This window comes from Sphingomonas hankyongi (genome assembly GCF_023516575.1).
In the GTDB taxonomy this organism is placed as follows: Bacteria; Pseudomonadota; Alphaproteobacteria; order Sphingomonadales; family Sphingomonadaceae; genus Sphingomicrobium; species Sphingomicrobium hankyongi.
Map to the genome: position 1 here is coordinate 135548 of NZ_JAMGBE010000001.1, position 25165 is coordinate 160712.

General features: G+C 62.9%; 24 protein-coding genes. 8 read left to right on the plus strand and 16 right to left on the minus strand.

Annotated elements, in window-relative coordinates; genetic code table 11:
• The 3 genes from LZ538_RS00725 to LZ538_RS00735 form a co-directional block, all read right to left on the minus strand.
• The gene (locus LZ538_RS00725; protein WP_249830087.1) at positions 1-1317 is read right to left on the minus strand and encodes a cytochrome b; all 1317 of its coding nucleotides are present in this window, start codon (positions 1315-1317) and stop codon (positions 1-3) included.
• Positions 1314-1901, minus strand: a complete 588-nt coding sequence (gene petA / locus LZ538_RS00730; RefSeq protein ID WP_249830088.1) for a ubiquinol-cytochrome c reductase iron-sulfur subunit — start codon at positions 1899-1901, stop codon at positions 1314-1316. Before petA ends, LZ538_RS00725 begins: the two co-directional genes overlap by 4 nt.
• A 167-nt stretch (positions 1902-2068) precedes the next feature.
• Positions 2069-2638 (minus strand): hypothetical protein, encoded by a 570-nt coding sequence (locus LZ538_RS00735; protein ID WP_249830089.1) that lies wholly within the window; start codon positions 2636-2638, stop codon positions 2069-2071.
• A gap of 146 nt (positions 2639-2784) precedes the next feature.
• Here LZ538_RS00735 and LZ538_RS00740 point away from each other — a divergent pair, with 146 nt between their 5' ends.
• Positions 2785-3048, plus strand: coding sequence for a hypothetical protein (locus LZ538_RS00740; protein ID WP_249830090.1), 264 nt, complete (start codon positions 2785-2787; stop codon positions 3046-3048).
• A 6-nt stretch (positions 3049-3054) separates the two neighbouring features.
• Here the strand turns inward: LZ538_RS00740 and LZ538_RS00745 are convergent, their stop codons facing one another.
• The gene (locus LZ538_RS00745; RefSeq protein ID WP_249830091.1) at positions 3055-3945 is read right to left on the minus strand and encodes a TSUP family transporter; all 891 of its coding nucleotides are present in this window, start codon (positions 3943-3945) and stop codon (positions 3055-3057) included.
• Positions 3946-4164: 219 nt separating this feature from the next.
• On the opposite strand from LZ538_RS00745, the gene glnA reads away from it, so the two are divergent.
• Both glnA and LZ538_RS00755 read left to right on the plus strand, forming a co-directional pair.
• Positions 4165-5577 (plus strand): type I glutamate--ammonia ligase, encoded by a 1413-nt coding sequence (glnA, locus tag LZ538_RS00750; RefSeq protein ID WP_249830092.1) that lies wholly within the window; start codon positions 4165-4167, stop codon positions 5575-5577.
• A gap of 88 nt (positions 5578-5665) precedes the next feature.
• Positions 5666-6568 (plus strand): PilZ domain-containing protein, encoded by a 903-nt coding sequence (locus LZ538_RS00755; protein WP_249830093.1) that lies wholly within the window; start codon positions 5666-5668, stop codon positions 6566-6568.
• Here the strand turns inward: LZ538_RS00755 and LZ538_RS00760 are convergent.
• The 6 genes from LZ538_RS00760 to LZ538_RS00785 all read right to left on the minus strand — a co-directional run bounded on the left by LZ538_RS00760 (position 6565) and on the right by LZ538_RS00785 (position 17188).
• Complete coding sequence (locus LZ538_RS00760; RefSeq protein ID WP_249830094.1) at positions 6565-7956, minus strand: hypothetical protein; 1392 nt, start codon at positions 7954-7956, stop codon at positions 6565-6567. The two genes, LZ538_RS00755 and LZ538_RS00760, sit on opposite strands and share 4 nt — an antisense overlap.
• Positions 7956-9245 (minus strand): MFS transporter, encoded by a 1290-nt coding sequence (locus LZ538_RS00765; RefSeq protein WP_249830095.1) that lies wholly within the window; start codon positions 9243-9245, stop codon positions 7956-7958. The genes LZ538_RS00760 and LZ538_RS00765 overlap by 1 nt, the downstream gene beginning before the upstream one ends.
• Positions 9238-10659 carry an amino acid permease gene (locus LZ538_RS00770; protein WP_430741933.1) on the minus strand — a complete coding sequence of 474 codons (1422 nt, stop codon included), beginning with the start codon at positions 10657-10659 and terminating at the stop codon, positions 9238-9240. The genes LZ538_RS00765 and LZ538_RS00770 overlap by 8 nt, the downstream gene beginning before the upstream one ends.
• A 43-nt stretch (positions 10660-10702) precedes the next feature.
• Positions 10703-14869 carry a translocation/assembly module TamB domain-containing protein gene (locus LZ538_RS00775; protein WP_249830096.1) on the minus strand — a complete coding sequence of 1389 codons (4167 nt, stop codon included), beginning with the start codon at positions 14867-14869 and terminating at the stop codon, positions 10703-10705.
• 2 nt (positions 14870-14871) lie between these two features.
• Positions 14872-16839, minus strand: a complete 1968-nt coding sequence (locus LZ538_RS00780) for an autotransporter assembly complex protein TamA (protein ID WP_249830097.1) — start codon at positions 16837-16839, stop codon at positions 14872-14874.
• A 139-nt stretch (positions 16840-16978) separates the two neighbouring features.
• Positions 16979-17188 carry a hypothetical protein gene (locus LZ538_RS00785; protein ID WP_249830098.1) on the minus strand — a complete coding sequence of 70 codons (210 nt, stop codon included), beginning with the start codon at positions 17186-17188 and terminating at the stop codon, positions 16979-16981.
• Between LZ538_RS00785 and LZ538_RS00790 the strand changes: the two genes are divergently transcribed.
• Positions 17172-17471, plus strand: coding sequence for a hypothetical protein (locus LZ538_RS00790; RefSeq protein ID WP_249830099.1), 300 nt, complete (start codon positions 17172-17174; stop codon positions 17469-17471). The genes LZ538_RS00785 and LZ538_RS00790 overlap by 17 nt on opposite strands.
• On the opposite strand, the gene LZ538_RS00795 is transcribed toward LZ538_RS00790, so the two are convergent.
• The 4 genes from LZ538_RS00795 to LZ538_RS00805 form a co-directional block, all read right to left on the minus strand.
• Entirely contained in the window at positions 17468-18118 is a 651-nt protein-coding gene (locus tag LZ538_RS00795; RefSeq protein WP_249830100.1) for a S24 family peptidase, read from the minus strand. The two genes, LZ538_RS00790 and LZ538_RS00795, sit on opposite strands and share 4 nt — an antisense overlap.
• Before the next feature lie 1082 nt (positions 18119-19200).
• A complete protein-coding gene (locus LZ538_RS00800; protein ID WP_249830101.1) occupies positions 19201-19626 on the minus strand; it encodes a type II toxin-antitoxin system HicB family antitoxin in 426 nt (141 codons plus the stop codon).
• A complete protein-coding gene (locus LZ538_RS13395) occupies positions 19623-19877 on the minus strand; it encodes a type II toxin-antitoxin system HicA family toxin (protein ID WP_430741934.1) in 255 nt (84 codons plus the stop codon). Before LZ538_RS13395 ends, LZ538_RS00800 begins: the two co-directional genes overlap by 4 nt.
• A gap of 55 nt (positions 19878-19932) precedes the next feature.
• The gene (locus LZ538_RS00805; RefSeq protein ID WP_249830102.1) at positions 19933-20814 is read right to left on the minus strand and encodes an IS1595 family transposase; all 882 of its coding nucleotides are present in this window, start codon (positions 20812-20814) and stop codon (positions 19933-19935) included.
• Between the two features lie 198 nt (positions 20815-21012).
• Between LZ538_RS00805 and LZ538_RS00815 the strand changes: the two genes are divergently transcribed.
• Positions 21013-21339, plus strand: coding sequence for a hypothetical protein (locus tag LZ538_RS00815; RefSeq protein WP_249830104.1), 327 nt, complete (start codon positions 21013-21015; stop codon positions 21337-21339).
• Here the strand turns inward: LZ538_RS00815 and LZ538_RS00820 are convergent, their stop codons facing one another.
• Positions 21340-21861: a hypothetical protein gene (locus tag LZ538_RS00820; RefSeq protein WP_249830105.1), complete on the minus strand. Its 522-nt coding sequence runs from the start codon at positions 21859-21861 to the stop codon at positions 21340-21342.
• A 51-nt stretch (positions 21862-21912) separates the two neighbouring features.
• Positions 21913-22473, minus strand: a complete 561-nt coding sequence (locus tag LZ538_RS00825; RefSeq protein WP_249830106.1) for a DJ-1/PfpI/YhbO family deglycase/protease — start codon at positions 22471-22473, stop codon at positions 21913-21915.
• An 83-nt stretch (positions 22474-22556) separates the two neighbouring features.
• On the opposite strand from LZ538_RS00825, the gene LZ538_RS00830 reads away from it, so the two are divergent.
• The 3 genes from LZ538_RS00830 to LZ538_RS00840 are packed head-to-tail and all read left to right on the plus strand — an operon-like array spanning position 22557 to position 25165.
• Complete coding sequence (locus LZ538_RS00830; protein ID WP_249830107.1) at positions 22557-23579, plus strand: DNA topoisomerase IB; 1023 nt, start codon at positions 22557-22559, stop codon at positions 23577-23579.
• A 34-nt stretch (positions 23580-23613) separates the two neighbouring features.
• The gene (locus LZ538_RS00835) at positions 23614-24675 is read left to right on the plus strand and encodes a mechanosensitive ion channel family protein (RefSeq protein WP_249830108.1); all 1062 of its coding nucleotides are present in this window, start codon (positions 23614-23616) and stop codon (positions 24673-24675) included.
• Between the two features lie 34 nt (positions 24676-24709).
• Positions 24710-25165, plus strand: a complete 456-nt coding sequence (locus LZ538_RS00840; protein ID WP_249830109.1) for a MaoC family dehydratase — start codon at positions 24710-24712, stop codon at positions 25163-25165.

The window sequence follows — 25165 nt, forward strand, 5'->3', positions numbered from 1 at the left end:
TTACTCGGCCGCAGCCGTGGCAACTGAACCGTGCCGCGGTTTCTGCCCTGCCGGCGCGGCTTCCGCCTTCTCGCCATGCAGGACGCTATCGGTGATCGACGCCGGCAGCGGCAGCGGCGTTTCGAACCTCGAGACCAGCGGCAGGATCACGAGGAAATGAAGGAAATAATAGGCAGCGGCGATCTGACCGATCGCGACGCGGGCCGGGCTGATCGGCGCGCCGCCGATGTACCCCAGGATGACGACGTCAGCGACGAGCAGCCAGAAGAAGCGCTTGAACACCGGGCGATAGCTGCCCGAACGAACCGGCGACTTGTCGAGCCAGGGCAGGAAGAAGAGCAGCAGGATCGACAGGAACATCGCCAGCACGCCCCACAGCTTCGCGGGGAAGATGAAGTCGACGGTGAAGGAGCGCAGGATCGCGTAGAACGGCCAGAAATACCATTCGGGCACGATGTGCGCCGGCGTCGCCAGCGGATTGGCCGGAATGTAATTGTCCGGGTGGCCCAGATAGTTGGGCGCGTAATAGGTCACGATCGCGTACAGGCCGAGGAAGGCGGCGGCGAACCAGCCGTCCTTCGCCGTATAGAACGGATGGAACGGCAGGGTGTCGCGCTCATCCTTCACGTCGACGCCGGTGGGGTTGCCCGATCCCGGGATATGCAGGGCCCAGATGTGCAGGACCACCACGGCGGCAATCACGAACGGCAGCAGATAGTGCAGCGAGAAGAAGCGGCTGAGCGCAGCCTGGTCCGGCGCGTAACCGCCCAGCAGCCAGACGCGGATCGGCTCCCCGACCAGCGGGAATGCGGAGAAGAAGCCGGTGATCACCTGAGCGCCCCAGTAGCTCATCTGTCCCCAGGGCAGCACGTAGCCCATGAATGCCGTCGCCATCATCAGCAGGTAGATGACGAGGCCGAGCATCCACACCAGCTCTCGCGGCGCCTTGTAGGAGCCGTAAAAGAGACCGCGGAAGATATGGATATAGGTGACGATGAAGAAGAAGCTCGCCCCGTTCATGTGCGCATAGCGGATCAACCACCCGGCGTTGACGTCGCGCATGATGTGCTCGACCGAGGTGAAGGCATGGTCGGCGCTGGCGAAATACCACATCGCCAGCACGATGCCGGTGACGATCTGGATGGTCAGGAAGATCCCGGCGAGGACGCCGAAATTCCACCAATAATTGAGGTTGCGGGGCACCGGATAGCCGCCGCCGATCGCACCGTAGACGAGGCGCGGGAGCGGCAGGCGCTCATCCATCCAGCGCATGAAGGGATGCTTGGGTTCGTACGCCTTGGCCCAGGAGAAGCTCATTTACCCTTACCCCCGCCGATCTGAACCGTAGTCGGTGAAATGAAGCTGTATTCCGGCACCTGCAGGTTCAGCGGAGCCGGCCCGCTGCGGATGCGAGCCGCAGTGTCGTAAGCCGACCCGTGGCACGGGCAGAAATAACCGCCGTACGGCCCGCGGTTCTCGCCCTCGCCGGCGCCCAGCGGCACGCAGCCGAGGTGGGTGCAGACGCCGAGCGTGATCAGCCAGTTCGCCTTGCCGGGCTTGGTCCTGTCGGCGAGCGACTGCGGATCGCGAAGCTCCGACAGCGGTACTGCGTTCGCCGCCTTGATTTCCGCCGGCGTCAGGTTGCGGATGAACACCGGCTGCTTGCGCCAGCTGGTCTTGATCGCCTGGCCGGGCTGGATCTTCGAAATGTCGACTTCGGTGGTGGCCAAGGCCAGCACGTCGGCCGGCGGCGCCATTTGCACCAGCAGCGGAGCGACCGCCGCGACTGCACCGACGCCAGCGAAGCTGACTGCGGCAACGTTCAGGAAGTCGCGACGGCGGACTCCCCCTTCAGTGGCTGTGTCTTGTGAACCTGCAGCGGACTGTGCCTCAGTGGCCATGCTCACCCTTCAGACCGATTAGCTCCGAGTGCCTGGACAGGCACTTGCGCGACGCCGCGCCGGGTCATCCTGGATCGGACGGCCCGGAGCGATTGGCGGGCCTGATAGCGAGGGGAACCTAGGCTGCCAAGGGGCGGAATGTGCCCGCCGCGCGACGATCTGCCCGGCTAGTCTTTCGCGACGCAAAGAACGTCCGCGAGGAAGCTCCGGCCGGCGACGGCCTGCACGTCCTCGTGGGCAGCCGACCGCCAGCCATGGGACCGGCAGAAGGCATCGGCGCGCGAGCCTGCGTCGCCTCCTCCGGCCGGCATCTCAATGCGATTTCCGCCCTCGCTGGGAGCGACGAAATATTCGCTCGCGAAGCCGCGCAGCACCTGCGGGGCGACCGAAGCGACGGGCACGCCTGCCGCGACCGCCGCTGCGGTTGCCGCGGCCAGCACCGCCTGCCCGGCCGGCCTCACCGACCTTATGGTCATTGCCGTCGTGGGGTCCGACGCGCTGACGCGCCGGCAGCCGGAAAATTTATTTCCGGTGCACAGGTCCCACTCCTGGCCGGCAGGCACCTGAACGCTGCGGACAGTGAACACTTCCATATATTGCGACGGGCCATCCAGGCTCCGGCTGACGCCCTTGAAATGGCCTTTGCTGTAAAGGACCAGCTCCCCCGATTCCTGCGCGCCGGCAGGTGCAGAAAGGGCGACCGCAACAAGAGCCGCACCGATGATCAACTTGCGCATTCCATTCCCCCTAAGGCCCGTCGCCGGCAGATTGTCTCCCGCAGCGGGACTAAGCAAGTGCGGCGAGCCGCCCTACCCTCACGCCCGCCCGAACTTCACCGTCCGGCGAGAGCGGATATCCTTGGCGCTTTGCGGGAGTGCGAGTGATGAACTGGTTCATCGGGCGGGCGGAGGCCCTGTCGAATCCGGAGGCAGCGCGGCACAAGGCGCTCGAGCGCCTGCGCGACCTCGCCCAGCTGGACGATCCTGAGAGCCTCGTAGTGCCGATCCTCCTCGATGCCATCCTCATGGCGGAATCCTATCGGGGGGCGCGGCACCAGATCAGCTTCCTCCCAGAGCTAACGCGAAGCGTGGACGCGTTGCTGCGCGAACTGACGATCGTCGACAAGACCAAGGAGTGGTCGGAGTAATCGCGGTCAGATCGCGGCGGCAGCGTCGGGTGTCACCCGTTCGGAACGGCGTCCCGAAGAAGCCGCGCGAAGCATGACCGCGGCGGCATAAACGACGACGATGAAGACGAGCCATCGAAGCATTTCGAGGGGCATGGTCACAACGATGTAGGCCGCGACGAATACGGCGGGGATCCCTCCCAGCGTCAGGCCAACAACGACGCGCAGATCCAGGTTGCCGGTGTTGATGTGCCGAATTCCCGCCCCCGATCCCATCAGCGCCGCAGCGCCGGCCATGATCGGGAAGCACAGCCTCGGGTCCATGCCCATCAGGCTGAGGACGACGAGCGTCGGCGCATAATTGCCGACGCCATAGTTCAAGAGGACGCCGAAGCCGAAGTTCGCGACGATCGCCAGGATCGTGAGGGATATCGGCAATGACGATGCCGTTCCTCCGCCGGGGAAAAGATGGAGGTTCGTCATCCCATATGCGGTTGCGGCCAGCAGGAGGCCGATCGCCACGACGAGCTGAACGATCCATACGCGGGTCCTGTGGACGAGGGGCGCCCCCAGCAGACCGCCCATCAGACACGCGAGCACGCAGCCGACGAGAAGGACCGGATCGACCTTCACCCCGAGCCGGATCAGGAAAATGACCGATTCGACGACCGCTGAGATGGTCAGTCCGACCAGGATCGTCGGGGGGATCAGACGGTCCGGAACGATGCGCCGAAATTTCAGCCATGCGGTCGTCGGGGCGAAGGACCCGATCCCGAGCGTATCGAAAAAGGACACTATCGCGCCGAGCACGGTGGTTTCGGCAGTGGGCATCGCTCGATGAGTCACTGCGGCCCGGACCAGGACGGCCGTGAAAAGCAGGCCTGTGAGGATCACAGGCACAAGCAGCGCGATCAGCATCGTGTTTCTCCCGCCCTATTAGCGGGATGCTAACCGATCGATGGCGGCAAACAACCGTAGCCGCGCCGAGTGAAATATTCGCTCCCCTCCTGACTTCCGGCCGTGGCTCGGGAATCTGATCTCCCAAGCTCGAATCACACCGCGCTTCGCCCGGCCGCCGCCGGGCCTGTCGCATTTGGTCGGGCGAACGACACAAACGAGTTCAAGAACGAGGGCAACATGGCTTCCGACGCAGGCAAGATCCTTTCACGCATCAAGGACGAGGAGATCGACTGGGTCGACCTCCGCTTCACCGACCCCAAGGGCAAGTGGCAGCACCTGACCATGGCTTCCGGACTGATCGACGAGGATCAGCTGACCGACGGTTTCATGTTCGACGGAAGCTCCATTGCCGGCTGGAAGGCCATCAACGAGTCCGACATGATCCTGAAGCCGGATCTCGACGCCGCTTATGTCGATCCGTTCAGCGCGACACCGATGATGGTCCTGTTCTGCAACGTCGTCGAGCCGTCGACCGGCGAGCTTTACGGACGCGACCCGCGCTCGACCGCGACGCGGGCCGAAGCTTATCTCAAGCAGACCGGCGTCGGCGACACCGTGTTCGTCGGTCCCGAAGCCGAGTTCTTCATGTTCGACGACGTTCGGTTCGAGGACGGCTACAGCGCCTCGTCGTTCCGCATCGACGACATCGAGCTGCCGACGAACACGATGCGCGAATATGAAGGCGGCAACCTCGCCCACCGCCCGCGCGCCAAGGGCGGTTATTTCCCCGTGGCCCCCGTCGACAGCGCGATGGACATCCGCGGCGAGATGGTCACGACAATGATCGAGATGGGCCTGCCGATGGACAAGCACCATCACGAGGTCGCCGCCGCCCAGCATGAGCTGGGGCTAACCTATGGCGGCCTGGTTGAAACCGCCGACCGCATGCAGATCTACAAATATGTCGTCCACATGGTGGCGCATGCCTACGGCAAGACGGCAACCTTCATGCCCAAGCCCATCGCCAAGGATAATGGCAGCGGCATGCACACCCACATGTCGATCTGGAAGGGCGGCAAGCCGCTCTTCGCCGGGAACGGCTATGCAGGCCTCAGCGAGACGGCACTCTTCTTCATCGGCGGCGTGATCAAGCATGCGCGAGCCCTCAACGCTTTCACCAATCCGACGACCAACAGCTACAAGCGCCTGGTCCCGGGCTTCGAGGCGCCCGTGCTGCTGGCTTATTCGAGCCGCAATCGGTCGGCCTCATGCCGTATCCCATACGGCGCAGGCGAGAAGGCCAAGCGCGTCGAGTTTCGCTTCCCGGATGCACTCGCCAATCCCTATCTCGCTTATTCCGCGCTCCTGATGGCCGGCCTCGACGGTATCCAGAACCGCATTCATCCTGGCGATCCGATGGACAAGAACCTGTACGACCTGCCGCCGCAGGAGCTGGTCAACGTCCCGACCGTCTGCGGATCGCTGCGCGAAGCGCTGGTGAGCCTGATGAACGACCGCGCCTTCCTCACGCGCGGAGACGTGTTCAGCGACGACCAGATTGACAGCTACATCGAGCTCAAGTGGGAAGAGGTCATGCGGTGGGAGACGACCCCCAGCCCCGTCGAGTTCGACATGTATTATTCGGCCTAGGGTCAGCAGCTAGCGCAGTCGGCCGTGCACCATTCCGTAACCCTGTCGTGCGCATAATGCCCACGCGTGGGTTGCGGAGTGGGGGTAGATGAACATCCGGGCGAAAGTCTTCGGTGGGAAAGCCGAGAAGCCAGAAGCGGTCCTGGCTGCAAAGAAGCCGAAGGGCGCGCAGACCGATCTGCTGCATAGCGTCGCTGTAAGGCGAGAGGAAACGCGCCGCGGGAATACGCGCGTCGCCGATCGCCATCGCCTGGCGGACGAGCAGGCCAGCGTGATCCATGGCGAACAGAGCTTCCTCGTCGAACTTGTAAACGTGTCCGGAGGCGGCGCGATGATCAGCGCGTCGTTCGAGCCCATGCTGTGGGACCGGGTCGACCTTCACCTTGGAGACGGCGGGGTAATCGAAGCCGTGGTTCGTTGGCTCAAGGGCGATCGCATCGGCCTCGAGTTCGCGCATGAAACCCGGATCGAATGCTCCCCTGACGAACAAGCCGCGATTCTTCGGGACACCATCACGCGCAGCTTTCCCAATCTCGAATTCGAAGCGCCAGACGCCCGTCCGCAACAGGAGGCGGATGTGGGCGAAGAAGGGCGCCGCGAGCGCAGGCATCCGCTCATCTGGACTGCCCAGCTCCATCACGATTACCAGACGGCGCAGGTACGGCTGCGCAACATCTCGGCGACGGGCGCGCTGATCGAGTGCGACGCTCCCCCTCGCGTCGGCGCGGAACCCTTACTGGACTTCGGTGAAGCCGGCACCGTGTTCGCGACCGTGAGCTGGGTGGTCGGGGATCAGGCCGGCCTGCGGTTTCACTCGCCGTTCGATTTGTCGCTGCTCGCGCGTTCGCGGCCCGACGTTGCGCCCGTCCGGTGGGATCGTCCCGACTATCTCGGCTCCTCGCCGGCAGCGGACTCTCCCTGGGCCGAGGAATGGGGCCGCATGTCGCTCAGCGAGCTTCGCGACGAGCTGGAAGGCTTCATGAAGCGCTAGTCGCGCGCGTAGACCACGCCGACCTTATCTTCGTGAACCTTCCGCCATCCGGCTGATCGGTCGAGCAACGCCACCAGCTTCACGTACCGGTGCGGCAGGATGGCCCAGCGAATGTTCCACCTTTGCACCGCCTGCGCGAGCGCTGCTGCATCGCCATCGGTGATGCGCTTGTATCCGACGACCAGTTCGTCGCCGTACATGTCGCCGCGGCCGTCCACATAAGGGCGGATGCCGGACAGGATGAGCGGACCGCCCATCGCATAACCGTTGAGCACCGGCTCAGACCGCAATTGCATCGGCACGGCCGCGATGAGTTGCCAAGGGTTCGCTTCATTGCTCGGCAGCGTGATCGGCAGGACCGCTCGAACGACCACGAGTGCTGCGGCGGCAGCTGTCACGAACCAAGGGATGGCTGGAGCTGTCCGCTCATGTGGCCGGGCAAGGCCCGTCGGCAGCAGCATCGCCGAGACGATCGCGAGGACGGCCTGATGGCGCGTCTGAAGCATCGCCAAGACCAGCAGGAAGCCGAGCAAGGCCCAACGGACGGGATGCAGGCGCGGGCGATGGAGCCAGATGAGAAGCAGCGCCGCGGTGACCGCGAGGAAAAAGAAGGGCGTGACTTTCGGGCTGGACGGCTTCCACTCGTCGATAAGCGGAAGCATCTCCAGATTGGCGATGCGCAGCGGATGAAGCACTCCTTCGAGGCCATTGGCGTTCACGAAGATCGCAGCCAGGCACGCGGCCCCGAAGAGGCCCCAGCTTCGAAGCGCCGCGCCGCGATCCGGTGAAGCGACTAGCGCTTCGAGGCCGAATGCGGCCGCGATGACCAGTCCGATCACGAAACTGCCGTGCAGATTCGCCCAGACGACCATCAGCAAGGCGGCGGCGAGCGGCGGCGCGCGCTGCCGGTCCCGGGCGCGGAGCATCAGCCAGGTCCAGAAGGCGATGAGCGCCCAGGCGAGCAGATGCGGCCGTGCGAGCATCATCGGGATGAGGACAATGTCCATCAGGACGATGAGTCCCAATATGCGCCATGGCCCGACGAACCTCGCGGCGTTGACGTAGACCGTCGCGTGCAGCGCGATCAGCGCCGCAGTGGCAAGCGCGGCAATCCCGGCATAACCGGCAAGCCGGTGCGCTCCCGCCATGAGCACTTCGGCAAGCCATTCGATCGGAACCCATGGCCGTCCAGCCCAAGTGAACGAGAAAGGGTCCGTGTGCGGGATAGCGCGATGGTCGAGGATCCACTGGCCCGTTGCGATGTGCCAGCTGACGTCGCCATCGTTGAAGATCGTGCCGGAGCTGCCGAGCGCCGCAGGGATCAGCAGCACGCCCAGAAGCAGAGGAAGCGATTGGCGGAGATCCGTCGAACCCGCTGCCTTCGCCATCAATCTTCCTCGATGAGGCTGGCCGTCTTGGTTTCCGGCAGCATCAGGAAGCCGACCGCGGCCATTCCGATGATTGCGGTCAGATACCAGTAGAAGCCGCTCTCAATCCCACCCTGCTTGAACCACAATGCGACATATTCGGCGGTGCCTCCGAACAAGGTGTTGCCGACCGCATAGGGTAAGGCGACACCGAGCGTCCGGATGTGCGCGGGAAAGAGCTCGGCTTTGATGAGGCCGCTGATCGACGTGTAAGCGCCGAGCAATAGCAACGGGACGAGAACCAGCGCGAGCGCGGCCATGGGAGTCGGAGCGCGGCTGATCGCCGTGAACACCGGTACCGACACCAGCATCCCACCGAAGCCGAAGACGTAAAGCATCGGCTTGCGGCCCCATCGATCCGCGGCCATTCCCCACCAGGGCTGAATCAGCATGAATATGATCAGCGCGATGGTCATGATCTCGGTCGCGACCGAGCGTGAGAAGCCGCTCGTATTGACGAGGAACTTCTGCATGTAGGTCGTGTAGGCGTAGAAGGCGGCCGAGCCGCCGCCGCTGATCGCCGCGACAATAAGGAATTCGCGAGGGTGCTGCCTCCATAGCGAACCCGCCGTCGATCGCTGCCGATCCGCGGACTGGTTCGTGAAGGATTGTGTTTCGGCGAGCCGCGTGCGGAGGACATAGACCGCCAGTGCGAGCACGGCACCGACGCCGAAAGCCACGCGCCAGCCCCATTCCTGAAGCTGCGTTTCCGACATCGTCGCCTGAAGCAGCACAACGACCGCAAGCGCCAGCAGCTGCCCCCCGATCAGGGTGATATATTGAAAGCTGGCCCAGAACGCGCGCCTGTTCCGCAAGGCCATTTCCGACAGATAGGTCGCGCTAGCGCCATATTCTCCGCCGACCGACAGGCCCTGCAGCATACGGGCGATGACCAGCACTGCCGGTGCGATTGCGCCCGAGCTGGCATAAGTCGGCGCGGCCGCGATCATCAGGGAGCCGCCAGCCATCAGCGCCACGGACAATGCGAGGCCCGATTTGCGGCCGTGGCGATCCGAATAGATACCCATCAGCCACGCGCCGATCGGTCGCATCAGGAAGCCTACCGCGAAAATAGCGGCTGCGCTGAGCAGCTGGGCAGTGGCGTCCTCCTTCGGAAAGAAGACGGGTGCGAAGTAAATGGTCAGGACGGAATAAGCGTACCAGTCGTACCACTCGACGAGGTTGCCCGCCGAGCCGCCGACTATGCTCTTGAGCCGCGATCGGCGCAGCCCTCCGCCAGCGTCAGGCACCGGCCGCGGTCGCCCTCGATCGCGCGGCCGCGCCGTGACCATAAATGAAGTAGAGCACGATCCCGATGGCCTGCGCGGTCACGAAGAAAAGCTGGGTGCGGTTGGGAAGGCTTATGAAGAGGTAGAGACAGCCCAATATCCCGACCGTGCCGACCAGCCAGGGCAATGGCGTGCGGAACCGTCGCTCCCTGCCCGGTTCGCGGACGCGCATGACCAGCATTGCCGCGCAGACAGCAACAAAAGCCGCCAGGGTGCCCGCATTCGCGAGCGCTGCGATCGAGGTCAGGGGAATCAACCCTGCGAAGACCGAGGTCACGATCGCCGTGAAGATGGTGATGCGCACCGGCGTGCCCCGGCCCGACACACGCGCGAGGCGGCTCGGAAGGAGGCCATCCCTGGCTACCGTGAAGAAGATGCGGCTCTGTCCGTAGAAGAAAGCCAGGATGACGGTCGGCAGCGCGATAACCGCCGAAGCACCAAGCACGCGCGCGGCCCATGGCTGTCCGATCTCCCTGAGGATCAGGGCCAGGGGCTCTGGGCTGTCGGCGAAACCCGTGTAAGCGACGGCGCCGATCGCTGCCGCCGCGACCACCATGTAGATGACAACACAGACGAGCATGGAGCCGACGATACCGATCGCGAGATCCCGGCTCGGGTTTTTCGCTTCCTCGGCGGCAGTGGCGATCGCGTCGAACCCATAGAAAGCGAAGAAGATGATCGCAGCGGCGGCCATGACCCCGACTTCGCTTCCCGAGGGTCCGCTGCGCGGGAAGCCATACGGCATGAACGGCTCGAAATGCGCCGCGTTGAAGACCGGCAAGGCGACGGCGATGAAGAGCGCAAGCGCGAGCATCTTGATCACGACGAGAATGGCATTGAGCGTGGCGCTCTCACGCGTGCCGGCGATCAGGAGGCCGGCGACCACGACGATGATGAAGATCGCCGGAACGTTGACGATCCCGCCGAGCTCCGGCCCCTTCACCAGTGCGTCCGGCAAGCCCATGCCGACCGAGTTGAGGAACCCGGCCGCATAGCCGGACCAGCCGACCGCGACTGCGCTCACCACCAGAGTATATTCGAGGATCAGGGCGACGCCGACCATCCACGCCAGCAGCTCCCCAAACACCACATAGGAATAAGTGTAGGCCGAGCCCGAAGCGGGAATCATGGTTGCGACTTCCGCATAAGCGAGCGCGGCGCAGGCGCAGATCAAACCGGCTATCGCGAAGGAAAGGATCACGGCGGGGCCCGCCTTCCCGGCGCCGACGCCGATGAGGGTCAAGATGCCAGTCCCGACGATCGCGCCGACGCCTAGCGCTACGAGATGCGGCCAGGAGAGCGATTGCTTGAGCCTATGCTCCTCCGGCATGTCCTCACGCGCGACGACCGGCTTACGGAAATTCCAATTCTTCATTCGCTCCCCCTTGGCGCTACGCTCGCAATGACGGAGGCGTCCGTCAATAATCCTTGCTGACGCGAACGCTCGCGCTCGTCCGACCGATCGTGGAAACGGTGGACAGCAGCGAAAGCCAGCGCGTCATCTGATATTCAACGCGTGTCGCGGAATAGCCCTGCCCGTCCGTGATCACCTCGGCGAACAATTTCCGAGTGATATATTTGCCCGCCGCGATCGACGTCTTTTGCCCAGTCGCTACGTCAGCCGGCACGATCCGAAGCCTGTCGAGACCGACGGCTCTGCGCAGCGCGTTGATCGGATCGAGGCTGCCCGATCCGGACTGCAGCGCAGCGACCGCAGACGCCAATTGCAGGGCTTCCGGCGCAGACAGGTTCGTGATCGAAGTGCCGAAGAGGATGCGCGAAAGCAATTCGTCCTGCGGCAGGGCTGGCGTGCTTGCGAAGGTGATTTCAGGCTTCTGGCCTGTGCCCTGGACGAGAACCCGCGCATCCAGCCCCTGCACCTGCGCCTCGGCCCGGATATCGAGCTGCGGATCGGGCGGGCTTTCGCCGCGGAACCGGATGATGCCATGGTCGAGACGGAAATTGCGTCCGGCAAAATCGTAATCGCCTCGAACGAGGTCTGCGCGACCAGTAAACCGAGGCGCATCGGCAAGACCTCCGACCTGAAGGTCGGTCGTCCACCGGCTGGTGATGCCCAAGCCCTCTACACGCAGGTCATTACCGGCCAGCTTGATGTCGAGCCGCCAGGGCTGAAGTTGCTCGGGTTCGATGATGTCTTCGGGCGCAACGCCGCTCTCACGAACGTTGAGCTTCGGTACACCCGACGATGCCGTCGCGCGACCCAGCCTGAACAGGCCGCGATCGAGCTTGAGGTTGCCGGAAATCGTCCCGGTCTGCCCGTTGGACCGAATTTGAACTGGGCCCGTCACACGCGCCGCGACGTCGTCGCGATTGAGAAGAAGCGCCTGCGTTGCATTGAACGAAAGGTCGAGCGCGGTTCGTCCGCCGGCGAAGGTGGCTGTGCCGGTGCCGGTGACCGAGCCGCCGCCGGATGTCCGCCCCGACATCTGTGAAAAGATCAGCTGCGGGCCGGAGAAGCGCGCCTGGGTCGCCAGCTGGTCGATCACCATGCCCGTGACGGCGCTTTCAAGTCGCGCGTTTTGCGTCCGCAGCGAACCGCGAATGACCGGCGCAGTCAGACGTCCGCCAATATCCGCGCCGACCGACAGCGGGCCCGACAGATCGAAGATCTCGGTACCGGAAAGCCTCCACAAAGTATCGGCCGGCCCGTTGTAGCGAAGCTGGGCAAAGAGCGGCGCGCCCATCAGCTCAGCAAGCAGCGGCCCGCTTCCCATTGGAGCAAAGCGCGCCTGCGCTCGGCCAACGACTGCGCCGTCGCTTGCGGCGACCGCGCGGAGCGCGGCCTGATTACCGTTCACCACGGCGGCAATGCCCATGTCGATCGGCTTGGAAGCGAGGACGAGGCCGGCCCTGCTGAGACCGCGGACCTTCAGGTCGAGGCGGCCGTTGCGATTGCCCTTCCACGCATAATCCACGCGCCCGCTGGCCGATCCGCGCAGGTCGAGGTTGGGCCAGCCGATATCGAGGATTTCGAGCGGCATGGCCTGCACCTGTGCGTGCACCTCGGGCCGCGATCCGCTGCGGCCGGACACAATCGCCGTTCCACCGGCGAAAGTCAGGCCGGTCGGAGCAAGCGCCCAGCCGTCTCCGCTGCGGGTTAGCACGGCCGCTTGCCGCAGTTGCAGCGGTTCAGTGCCGATACGGCCGCCGCCGGTCAGTCGGATCGTATCGGGGGAGACGTCGGCAAGCGTCGAAAAGGAGAATGCTGCCCCACGCCGGCCGGCGAATGCAGCCCGCACCTGGCCGGCCCCGTTGACCAGCTTGGCGTTGGCCGTGAGCCGCGCGAGGCTCAGACCTCCGGCCTCGATCCCGCGAGCGTCGACCGAGCCGTCGATCGTAGTGCGCTCATCGGCAACGATGATCGTGCCATCAGCACGACCGGCGCGAACCGCGAAATCCGGAAAGGTCGCGCCATTCGCCACAAGGTGCGCTTCGATGCGCTGGGCGCCGGCCGTGGGCGAAAAATCCAGCGTTCCGCCAAGGGATCCCCCGGCCAGGGTCAGGCGACCGGTGAAGCCTCCGGGATCCGACCTCAGGTCACCGCTTGCGTGCGCCCCGCCTGCATCCAGCGAGGCGATCGAGATTACGGTCTGGCCACCCTTCGGAAGAAGGATGCGGCCGTTGCTCGTGAACGGCCCGAGCTTGGAATCGCCGTTGGCGCGATAGTCGAAACCCGCCGCTGTCGGCATGAGGAGCAGGTGCATTGCACGGATGCCGAGGGCTTCATTGGGACGTTCAAGCAATAGCTCGACGCGCGGCCGCTCAATGTGGCCGTCCAATGTCATCGTTAGCGGACCATAGTTCGATTGCCGCCCGCTCGCGACGATATGGAAGGTGCCGTCGCGAAACCGCTGACCACTGCCGCTAAGGCGCAGAGCCGGGGAATAAAGCTGCAGGTTAGAGAAATGCACGACGCCGTCATTGCCGCGCTCGAGGTTCGTTTCGAGCCGCGGCAATCCACCCGTCATCTCACGAAAGAAGCTGTTGTCCAGCCGGCGGACCCAGGCCTTTCCCGTGCCGACGACGCGGGAGCCCTTCCCGCCAGGACCCGGCACGACCTTGAGGTCAGTGACGACGTCGACGATCCCGAGACCGGGGATGAAGTATCGGCTCATCGCTCCGGAGAGCAGGACCTCGAAGCGGCCGTTCACCAGGTCGATAAGAAGCGACAATTTTCCGCTGATCTTCGCGGAGGTCAGGCGAAGGTTTTCCCCACGGACAAGCTTCGGCGTGATCGTGAGCCAGCCGTCGAGGCGCGGATTAGCGAGGATTGCCCCGCCGATGTCGCCGATGCCGGTAATCGCCCGCGCCTGCAGCCGCAGGGGAACGCGCATCGGCCACGGCGCGAACCGCCCCCGGCCTTCCGCGCGGACATCGACGAAGCCCGTATTGTCGAACTTCACGTCGGGTGAGGTCAGCCGATAGGAGTAGGTCGCGGTCGCAAACGGCCCATCCAGCGTCCAGACCATCCGCACGTTGCGGCCGGTCATGTTCGGGAACAACGAGGATGGCTTCAGCAGATCGAGGCCGAGCCGCATGTGCCGATATTCGTTACCAGCCAGATCGATAGCGCCCCTCGCGACGGCCCGAAGGGAAGGCGAACTGAGCGCGAGCTGGCCGTCGAGGTTGCGGTTGGCCAAAGTCGCGTCGCCCCGCACATTGACGACCGGCGTCGCAAGCCTGGCGAGCTTACCCCTCAGGAATTGCGCAGGCGCTATTTTCCCCTGGAGCCGGTAGCGGCCCGAGTCGACGCCAAGAGCTAGTCGGGCCGTCGGACGACCAGACAGGTTTAGCGAGGCGATTCCGCGCCAGCGCGACCAGTCGCCATTCCCGCCAATGCTCAGGTCGATCGCTCGGCGGGTCCCAAACAACGCGGGCACGACACCGTTCGCCGGGGAAATCACTCTTGCTCCAATGTCGAATTTGCCGCGATCCGGTTCCGAATCCAGCCGCAGCGCGATCCGATCGCCGCCGTTGTTGAGCGCTGCGTTTAGTTCGACCAGTGCGCGGCCGGAGCGCACATCCGCCTTGCCCCACAAGCGGCCGCTGCGTGCCTGGCCGCTCACACCCGGGCCAATATCGAGCCGATTAACGCGCAGATCCCCAATGTGGATGTCGAAGCCGGGCAGGATCGGGCCGCGCCGACCGGTCGGCTTGAGCTTGGGCAAACGCACCAGCGTCATATGGTCCGCGGTAACGCTGTCGACGTGCAGCGAGTTGTAGAGCCAGGCTCCCGGCGCCCAGTCGAGCTTGATGTTCGGGGAGGTCAAGAACACGCCCCGCGAATCCGAAACCGTTACCCCCTTCAGCTGGGACTTGCCGAAGATCGACCCTTCTATGCGCCCGATCCGGATTTTTAGGCCAGACGCAGTCTCCAATCTGCTGATGCGGTCGACGATGAAGCGGTGCCCCGGCGCCGTGTCCAGCAAGACGAGCCCGATGGCGAGCAGGAGCAAGAGCGCAATGAAAAGCGCAAGCAGCTCGTTCAAGAGGCGGCGCGGCCAGTCAGAGCGAATGCGCCGGGGCGGAGGCGCGCTGTCGCTCGGAAGTACCGCTTCGCTCACGCCTAGAACGCCTGACCCAGGGAAACGGTGACGGCGACCGGGCCGTCGCCGCTTTCTCGGTTGAGCGGCATGCCAACATCTATCCTGATCGGGCCGAAGCTCGAGTAATAGCGCACGCCGATTCCCGCCCCGAACCGCCAATCGGAAAAGCTGGGAGTCGTGTCGGTCGACAGCGAACCGCCATCAAAGAACGGCACGATGCCGAAATTCCCGCCGAATTGACTCAGGCGGATGCGGGCTTCGATCGCGAATTCCGCGAGGCCGCGCCCGCCGACAGGATCTCCGTCAATGTCACGGGGCCCGAGGCGCTGGTATCCATAGCCGCGGACCGACCCGCCGCCACCTGCATAGAAGCGTCGCGAAGGGGCAATGTCGAACGCTCCCGCCCCGAAGATCGTCCCCAGCCGAACCCGGCCGGCAGCGACGACGCGGTCGGACACCGGGTGATAGGCGCTCGCGTCGAACTGGCCGCGAACGTAGGTAAAAGCGCCACCGTGCGCGGAGATTTCCGGGCTGACCCGCGCGCTCAGTCGAAACCCTTTCGTCGGATCGAGCAGGCTGTCGCTGCCGTCATAGCCGATCGTCGCCGGAACCGCCGCGATCAGGAATTTCTTGGTGTCCTTGAGGCCAGACGTATCGAATACACCCCGCTCGTCAGTCGCCAGAAGCTCGGCGCCACCGCTCCACGTCCATTTCTTCTGCCAGATGAAGTTGCTCTGCCGCTCGATATTACCGGCGAGAAGTATGGTCTTCGCCTCGTAGGCATCGAACTTACGATGCGAGGCCGAAGCCTGCAGATTGAGGACCTGATCGCGCTTCATGAAGTTATTGCGGCGGAACTGTGCTCCGAGAAGCTGCTCATTAGTGCCGGCGATTCCCCTAAGGGTCAGCGCGCCCTCGGGATTGAAGAAATTGCGATCCTGCCAGCTTCCCTCGATCCGTGCGCCCTCGCCGGTGCCATATCCAAGCTCACCGGCTATGGTGTGCGAGGGCGCGGGCTCCAGGTGCACCTCGAGATCGACCGTGCGCCCGCCGTCGACCGGCACAACCTGGACGTCGGCGGTCGATACCAAACCGGTCGCAATCAATGCCCGACGCAAGTCGTCCACCTTCGAACGCTTGAAGGGGTCGCCGGAATCGAAGCGCGCGATGGTTGCGATATGGCGCGGACTGAACGGAGGCTCGCCGCTGACACGTATCGCGCCGAAGCGCGCCGGCTCGCCCGGCGTGACGGTCAAAGTGAGGGTCGCGAGATGAGTTTCGTGATTGATTTCGATGTCGGGTTCGCCGAGCTTGGCGCTCGCAAAGCCCTCTTCGCCCAAAGCCGTCCGCAAGGCCAGCTGGGCTGCGATCACGTCTTCTGCGATGACCGGATCACCGTCCTTGACGGCGAAGACATCCCGCAGCTTCCCTGCTTCCTCGCCGGTCGCTTCGAGCCCGGACAATGTCACGGTCGCGAAGCGATATTGCTGGCCAGGCTCCGTCTCCAGGATCACTCGAAGCGCATTGCCCTGCCGCTCGATCCGCGGCTCGACCATGGCATCATAATAACCCTGGCTGCGCAGCAACTCGGCCAGCAGCTCCGCATCCGCGCGCGATCGACGATCGATCTGCGCGGCGTTGGCGGTCTTGTCGCGCTCCTGCTCCAGCGTCGATTGCTTGCGGAAAGCTTCGAGGAAGCCTTCCGCATCGCCGGCTGCTTCGAGCCCCGTGACGATGACGCTGTATCGCTGTTCGCCGGTCGCGGTGTTCGTGGACACATCCGCAGTTCCGGGCGGAGTTTCAACCGGAGTTGCGGGCGTCGCGTCCGGCGGCGTTGGAGCCTCGGGCTCTTTCGCATTGAGGTCCGGCCAATCGACACCGATGTCCGGCATGGGATCGAGCGGAGCCGACGGATCCAGCTCAGCCGGGTCGGCGGACTGCGCTACGACTTGTGGTGCCGCGAGGCCGCAGACCGCCACCGCGCACATTAGCCGCGTGGCTACCCGCACTGATCCCCACCCGACCATCGTCAGTGAGACTTAGCCAGCGCCCCTGAATGGCGCCAGTATGAATGCTGTTCGAGACTGGCGGAGGCCGCTGTTTAAATGTCCTTGAATTCAGGACCTTTTAGTGGACCGCCCCGAGGATCTCGTCGCTATTCAAAACAGCGATGACGCGTTCAATCTGCCGCCAGTGGCAAAAGCGCACCACATTGCCTTCGCTGCGGCTTCGCTCCGCGAGCGCCGCAGCTTCATACATCGCGCCTTCGCCGAACCGATCGATCAGATCCGACGCGTCGGCCAGCGCATTGCGTCCATGGATGAAGAGAGCGTTCATTCTGCGAGCATATCGCGGTGCGATTGCAGACTGGCGCATGAAGATCGTCAATCGCTCGTTGACCATCTTTGCGGTGGAGGCGGCGCTTGGGCTCTGGCATGGGCCTCGCATGAGAGCGAGCGTGACCAGGGCCGGCGGGTGCTTCCTGACCATCTTCATCCTGACCGGCTTCGTCGTGGGCCTGGCCATCGGCAATCCCATGAAGGGCATACTTGGGGGGACCGCAGTCGGCGCGGTCCTCGCGCTCCTCGTCTGGCTGCTCGATAGCCGGTCGAAGGCCTAGACGACTTTACGCGACGCCCAGATCACCCTGCCGATGCAGTGGATTTCATCGATCCCGCAATCGGGCCAGTCGGGATAAGCCGGATTGTCGGACTGAACAGTCACGCGACGGCCCATCGGATGCATCGCAACCCGCTTCACGACGAGCGCGTCATCTATGCGTAGGACGTAAATGCCGTCCCGCAGCCGATCGACAGCGTCACCAAGGTCGACCAGGATTTCATCTCCGGCATTGAGCGTGGGCGACATCGAATCGCCTTCTACGCGGACGATCGACAAGCTCGCAGCGGGCGTGCTCGTCAGGCCCTTGAGCCATCGCTCATCGAAAGCAAAATACGGCTTGCCCAGTTCCTGGGTCACGATTGCGCCCGGTCCCGCCGAGACCGCGACAGGGTGGCGGCTCACACTGAGCAAGCCCTGAGAAATCGTCGGGTCGTCCGGTGGACCGCCAAGAAGTGACTCAGAAACCGAGAAGTATCGCGCGAGCTTGCGCCGCTCTTCCTCCTTGAGGCGCTTGGGTACGCCGCGACGAACGAACTGCTGGATGTAAGCCGCATTCCGGCCGAGCATTCGCGACAAACCCGCGAAGTCCTCCCCCCGCTCTGTACAAAGACGCTCAAGAAACTCGCGTGGGTCGGAGGAAGACATGGTTACTCCCTAATTATAGGAAAGTGCCTAGACAAGTAGGAATTGCGTTGGGAGGTAAGCCGGGCCGAGTCGTAAGGACTATAAGGATTGGCCTGTGAAGTTGCTTAGAGAAGTGGAGAAGTTTCCCCTATCGGCCCTCCGATAGAGGATAGGTAAGTGCCTAGCCTCAGATTTCTGCGCTTTTCTAGGACTCCACAACGGGGTTCAAGAAAGGCAGGATGTATCCGATGCGAGTTCGAGCAGCTACTGCAATTGGGTCTGGTGCAAGCCTCGTTGCGAGTATTGGCGTGCCGATAGCATTCCCGCATGTAGATCCGTGGATCGGTAAAACGCTCTTACTATTCGCGGTGGCGCTTGGCGCATTGGCGCTGGGCTTATACTGGCCTCATCGTAAAGGCGGCGGAGACACGGAACAGGCGGTCAGTACCCAGGGCCCCCATTCTCCGGGTTTTGGAACAGTGCATGGCGATGTGAACATCACGCACGGGGCCCCCGTAGCGGAACAGCAGCCGCGAAAGCCCGCCTACGGCGGTTGGAACGAAGACAACTTGGCGGCCCTTGAGCGGATATCGAGAGGAATTAGCAACCCGCGCGGGTTGGCGACGTTCAAAGCCGATAAAAGGTGTCCCGAAACTCCTGCTTGGCGATCGCTCAACGAAGTCGCCAAAAGAATAGGCGATACGGAGGAAGGTTTACCTAGGGCGCGACGGCAGTTGCGGCAGGCCGCCGTTGAGGGGCGTGTGCAGATTTGGGGTCAGCAGGACATTCCGCCGCAGCACTTGCAGGACGACCGACGCAAACAAATCTGGACACCAATTGAGCCAGAGTGGCAACATCACGAGATCAATATTCTCGCCACGCGGCCTGAAGATGACGACAAATGGCATACTGAGGATGAGGAGTTGCCGGGTCGGCGAGGCAATCGATACTGGTCGCTTAGGGTAGATGGTGACGATATAAGCAGACGCTTCCCGAGGCCGCCGACACCGAAACCACATTTTGAGGGGCCGGGAGGATGGATGCGATGACCTGGCAGAACCGCTTTGATCGACTCTTGAAGGCTATGGTGCAGGGTGAGCCGCCTAGGCCGAAGTCGCGTGATGCATCCTCATCTCAAGAGGACAATCCGCTTCATCCTCAAGATCGCGAAGTGAACAAGCAATAGCTTTGAGAAGCCGATCGGCTGCGATCTCAAGAGCCTCTTCGCCAAACTCATTCAAGCTCATTCCAGCGAGGTCGGCGGCCTTTGCGGCTTTCGCATGAGTGCTTTCTGGTACGCGCAAATATACATTGCCAGAGTAGGATCTCTCTGGCGTTTTCCCGATCTTGGCGCAGGTAGAAAGATAGTCATCAACGGCTTCGTAGAACGCCTCAACGAGACCCTGAACATTGTCGGAATGAAAGCCGACATTGTCATCAATCCCGGCAATGCGACCGACAAAAATCCCATCGTCGGCGTCAAACTCCACGCGCGCCTGATATCCTTTGTGAGTAATTACGTTTTTCATGGCTCCAACCCCAATCGAGTGAGGTACGCACGCGCGTCTTCGACTTGGTATTTCTTGGCCTCTTTATCTGGGTGCGGCCTATGAAACGTGGCGATCATGTCGTCCTTCGCAAAGCGAACGCGAGCGCCGTTTCCTTCTATCACTTCGCAACCCAATGCCACGAACAGTCCTTCAATGTCGTCCCATGCGATCGTGGCGGACGTTGGCTTCCGAAAAATCGCAGCAAGGACACGTCTTTGCTTCCTGTTCATGTAAGCACTTAATGCTTGCACAACTCTTAACGCAAGCAAAAGGTGCTAGCAAGCTTTACCGAGTAAATGAGTACAGAAGCCGGTCGAGCATCAGGTGCGGGACGTGGCGCATGTTCCAGCGATACTCAAACTCGCCCAGGTACTTGGCAAGGTGCTTGCCAGAAACGTGGATGTGCGTTCCGTTGATGCCGCGTTTCAGCATCGCCCAGAAGCCCTCAAGAGTGTTCACTGTGCAGCCAGTGGGGCCGACATACTCGAACACCTTGTGGTTCACGCGCTCGTGTTTGTAGCCGCACTCGCCAAGGTTCTGGAACGAAGCGTGCTGGTCGGTGTGAACGGTCGTTCCCGGCAGCACGAAGTCCTGAATGAACGGGCGCAAGTGATGCTCGCGGCGGGTCGGAACCACGCGGGTAATCAGTTCGCCGCCCTTCTCTAGGATGCCAAGCACAATCGACTTGTTCTGAAGCTGCGGGCCTTGGCCCTTGCCGCGAACGACGCCGCCCACGAGCGTTTCGTCAATCTCGACCGTCTCGCCAGCGCCGCCCAGCGGATCGTCGCTATCCAGCGATGCCATGTACTTCCTGATCTGGTCGCACATCCGCCACGCGGTCTTGTAGGTAACGCCAATCTCGCGCTCGACACGCTTCGCGGCCACGCCGTTCCGCGTCGTGGTGAACAGGAACATGACATAGAACCAGTCGCGGAGGCTGGTCCGGGTCCGATCAAAGGGCGTTCCGGCAGTCGGGTACACCTGATGAGCGCACCACTGGCACTGGTACGAACGGCGCTTGGCAATGCGCGAGTACTTCGCCGGACGCTTGCACTTGGGGCAATGGAAGTCGGTCCCGTAGCGAACCTGAAACAGGTGATCCAAGCAGCTTTCTTCGGTCGGAAAGCGGTCCTGAAACTGGCGAAGCGTGGTTCCCTTGTGTGCCATAATAGGCAGTTTGTACCACGAATGTTTACATGTCGCAAGGGGATATATTCCGAAGTTTCTGCGCCGGAGTGAAGTTGCTCCAACCCGTTTTGGACGCGACGCGGTGGGAGACCCACGCTTCGTTTTCGACCTTCGTAACGGCCGCGATCCGCGACCCCAGACCGTCGAGAGGGTACGCGCCTATCTGGAGGCCTTCCAATGATGCGCGTGGCGATGTCGCAGGCCGCATCGGGTCTGCTGAGGGCGCTGGTTGCCAGATCGGGTGCGGAACGAAATAGGATTTTGCTTACGGAATGGACGTCGGTGGACTGGCAGTCGCTCACATTCATCGGAGAGCGCCACGAAGGCCGATTTCGCATCGATGGGGTGGATGCGAACGAGATCGTGGAGCGAATGATGACCGGAATCGATGACGCAGAATTTCAGATTGCCGGCCATGTGGTGGCGGACATAGCAATCGTGGAGGAGCGATCTGAACCGGAGGGGCGGATTCTGCTCGTGGAAGCGCTGACAATCGCTGAATGACTATTTGAGCGAGCGGCGGAGTTCGGCAAGCGCGTCGTATAACGCCTGTGAAGCGTCGTAGAGTGCTTCCGAAGTATCCGGGGGTGCGGATTGACTGGCGCGGTCGAGGTGGCGGTCGATCCGATTCTGAAGCTCGCCGGGACTTGGCATGCTGGACGGATCGAACAGCCTGACGACCCGCGAGTCTGGTCCAAGCTCCGCGAGGATGTCATCGAGCAAGAGCACTACATCGTCCGACCCCGCGTGTCCCGGCCGCAGCCTGTCCTCTTCCGTCAGGAGGAGTTCCTCGACCTCACATGCCTCGAAAGCCGTCGGCGCGAAATGTGGGAGGCGGAAGGTCGCGGGCTTCGGCTGGACGGCGCGCAGCGCTGCATAACCGGTCAAGCCGGCTGCCGCACCAGCAGCCGCGGCGACATAGGCCGGTCCTAGAAGTGTCGCGGCAAAGCCTCCCGCCAAGGCAAGCGCCGAGGCGGCAAGGGAATCGACCCCGAGTTCGACTCGTTCGGCGTGGGCCCAGCTCATGGCCGGGCAAATAACGCGAAATCCTTGCCAGCCGGTTAGGCCGACATCTCGCTACGCAGGCTCTCGAACCGCGGGGGCGACCTCGATCAGGCCAATCAATGCGTCCGTAAAAGCCTCGACATCCTGCGGATTGCGGCTCGTCACGATGTTGCCGTCCGTCACGGCCGCCTCATCAAGCACGATCGCTCCAGCGTTCTTGAGGTCGGTCCGAATCGAAGGCCAGCTCGTTGCCTGCCTCCCACGCAACAAATCGGCCTCAACGAGGAGCCAAGGCCCATGGCAGATCGCTGCAATTGGTTTTCCAAGGCGCGCAAAATCGCCGATCAGGCTGACCACATCCTTGTTCATCCGCAGCTGATCGGGATTGCGAACCCCGCCAGGGAGAATAAGCGCGTCGAAGTCCTCGGCTTGCGCCTCGTCCACTGTCATGTCCGGGCGGATGGTCTTGCCAGGGTCGTCGTGGACAGTCGCCTGGATCGGATCTCGTTTGAGAGAGGCGAGCTGAACATCCGCGCCTCGCTCCGACAGGATCTGGCGCGGTCCGAAGAGCTCCCACTCTTCGAAGCCGTCCGTCGCAACGATCAAAACACGCGCCTTCGAAAGCTGGGGCATGACAATCCTCCTCGCACAACAGGAACTCGCCCCCCGCCTGCTCGCTTATGCCTGCCAATGACTGAAGTGAAGCAGAAGTCGGCATGCTGAGGCATAGCAGCGATACGGAGCCGGGAATCAGCCGGAAGCGCATGGGTCGCTACTGGGCCTATTTCGATTCCGAAGGCGGTAGGATCACCGACCGCGACGAGATCGATCGGCTCAATGCGATCGGCTTGCCGCCAGCCTATGAGCAAGCCTGGTTTTGCGCCGATCCCAACGGACATCTGCAGGCGACTGGCATCGACGCGCGCGGGCGCAAGCAATATCGCTACCACGAGGATTTCCGCGCAAAGCGTGAGAGCGCGAAATATGAGGGGCTGCTGGAGTTTGGAAAGGCCCTTCCAAAGCTCCGGCGACGGGTCGAACGGGACTTGAAGCGACGGAAGCTGGAGCGCGACACAGTCTTGGCGGCGATCGTACGCCTGCTCGACACCGAGCATATGCGGATCGGCAACGAACAATATGCCAAGGAGAACAAAAGCTTCGGAGTGACGACGTTGCGCGGTCGCCATTTACGCCGAAAGGGCAGCAAGATGTTGATGCGCTTTACCGGCAAGCACGGCATCGTCCACGAGGCAAACATCACCGACACCAATTTGAAGCGGATCGTCAAACGCTGCCAGGAGCTCCCAGGCCAGATGCTGTTCCAATATGTGAATGGTAGCGGTGAGCCGCAGGCCGTCACGTCTGGCGACGTCAACGATTATATCCGTGGTGCTACTGGCGCGGAATTCACGGCCAAGCATTTCCGGACGTGGGGCGCGAGCGTCATTGCCTTCGACCAGCTGCTCAAAAAGGCGGACGCCGCGCGCATTTCGGTCAAGACAGTCGTCGAGCCTGTTGCCGAAGCGCTCGGCAACACCGTGGCGATGAGCCGGAAGGCTTACGTCCACCCTGCCTTGATCGAGGCGATCAAGGATGAACCGCGCGACCCCCTGAATGGCATGAACCGCCCACGCGGGAGGAAATGGCTTTCATCGGAGGAAGTCGGCTTGCTGCAGTTCCTTGCCCGCGGCGGAAAGCGCGCTCGGAGGCGGAAGAGCGAGCAAAAGACCGTTGCTTGATTTCGCAGGCCCGCTCCGGCCATTGAAAGGGGCGATGGATCAAAGGATCGACTGGCCTTCCCGCACAGCTTCCTGGGTGAACCAGAACGGCGAAGCACTGATGATCGGCCTTGGCGTCGCCGTCGGGCTGGTGGTGGTCATGCTGATCCTCCGCAGCATCGGCGAACGAGTCAGGGCGGCGGACCCGGACTGCACCACTTGGCGGTCGGTGATCGGACATGTCCTCGCCAAGACCAGCGTCATCTTCATGGTGATTGCGGCGCTCGACACCGTCGCCAGTTATGTCGAGCCACCGCGGCTAATCGCCCGGACGCTCGACATCGCCTTCATCATTGCCTTCGCGCTGCAAGGCGCCGTCTGGGCGCGGGAATTGATCCTCGGACTGATCGGCCGGCGCGTCGCCGAAGATGAAGGCCGCGGCACGCTGGGCAACGCGATGGGCGTGATCCGCGTCCTCGTCAGCGTCGCTCTCTTTGCCGTGGCGATCATCCTTATCCTCGACAATCTCGGCGTGAACGTCACGGCGCTAATCGCGGGCCTTGGGATTGGCGGCATCGCCATAGGCCTCGCCGCGCAGGGCATTTTCTCGGATCTCTTCGCTGCGCTGGCGATCCTGTTCGACAAGCCATTCAAGAAGGGCGACACGATCCGATACGACCAGAGCACGGGGACGGTCGAACGGATCGGATTGAAGACGACGCGCCTGCGCTCGCTCACCGGCGAGCAATTGGTCATGGGCAATACGAAGCTGCTCGAGCGGGAAATCCACAACCTTGCTGCAGCCAAGGCGCGAAGGATGACCGTCTATTTCGCGGTAGACGGGCGCGCCGCCGCGCAGACGCTCGACGCCGTCGCAGCCGCGGCGGACGAAGCCGTCGCTTCGCAGAAAGGATGCAAGCTGGTTCGCTGCGTGCTGGTGGGCGTCGGCGGCGGGGGGCTCGCACACGAGTTGGTCTATGACGATTCCGCGCTCGACAACGATCGGATCGCACGTAATCGCGCCGCGATCCTCCGCGCGCTGATCGAGCGCATGGAAGCTCAACAGCTGCAGCTAGTCCAGGCCTCCGGCATTTCACCGCCCCTAGCGCCTTTCTGATTGCGTCTTATTCACACGCTTGCAAATAAGCCGCATGCCTATCGCCAGCATCGACGAGATACGCGCCCGCATTGGCGATGAAATCGGGGTATCGAGCTGGCTGACCGTCGACCAGCCACGGATCGACGCGTTCGCCGACGCCACCGAAGATCACCAGTTCATCCATGTCGACCCGCAGGCGGCGGCAATGGTGGGCCTTGGCGGCACGATCGCGCATGGCTTCCTCTCGCTTTCCCTGCTGTCCCGGATGGCCGCCGACGCGATGCTGTTACCCGATGGGATGAAGATGGCCGTCAATTATGGCTTCGATCGGGTCCGGTTCATCGCCCCCGTCAGGTCCGGCCAGCGGGTGCGCGGACGCTTCATCCTTGACTCGGCCGAGGAGAAAGCGCCCGGACAATTGCTGTTAAGTCATACGGTGACGGTGGAGATCGAGGGCGAAGACAAGCCTGCGCTCATCGCCAGCTGGCTAGGTTTGATATTCATTTGA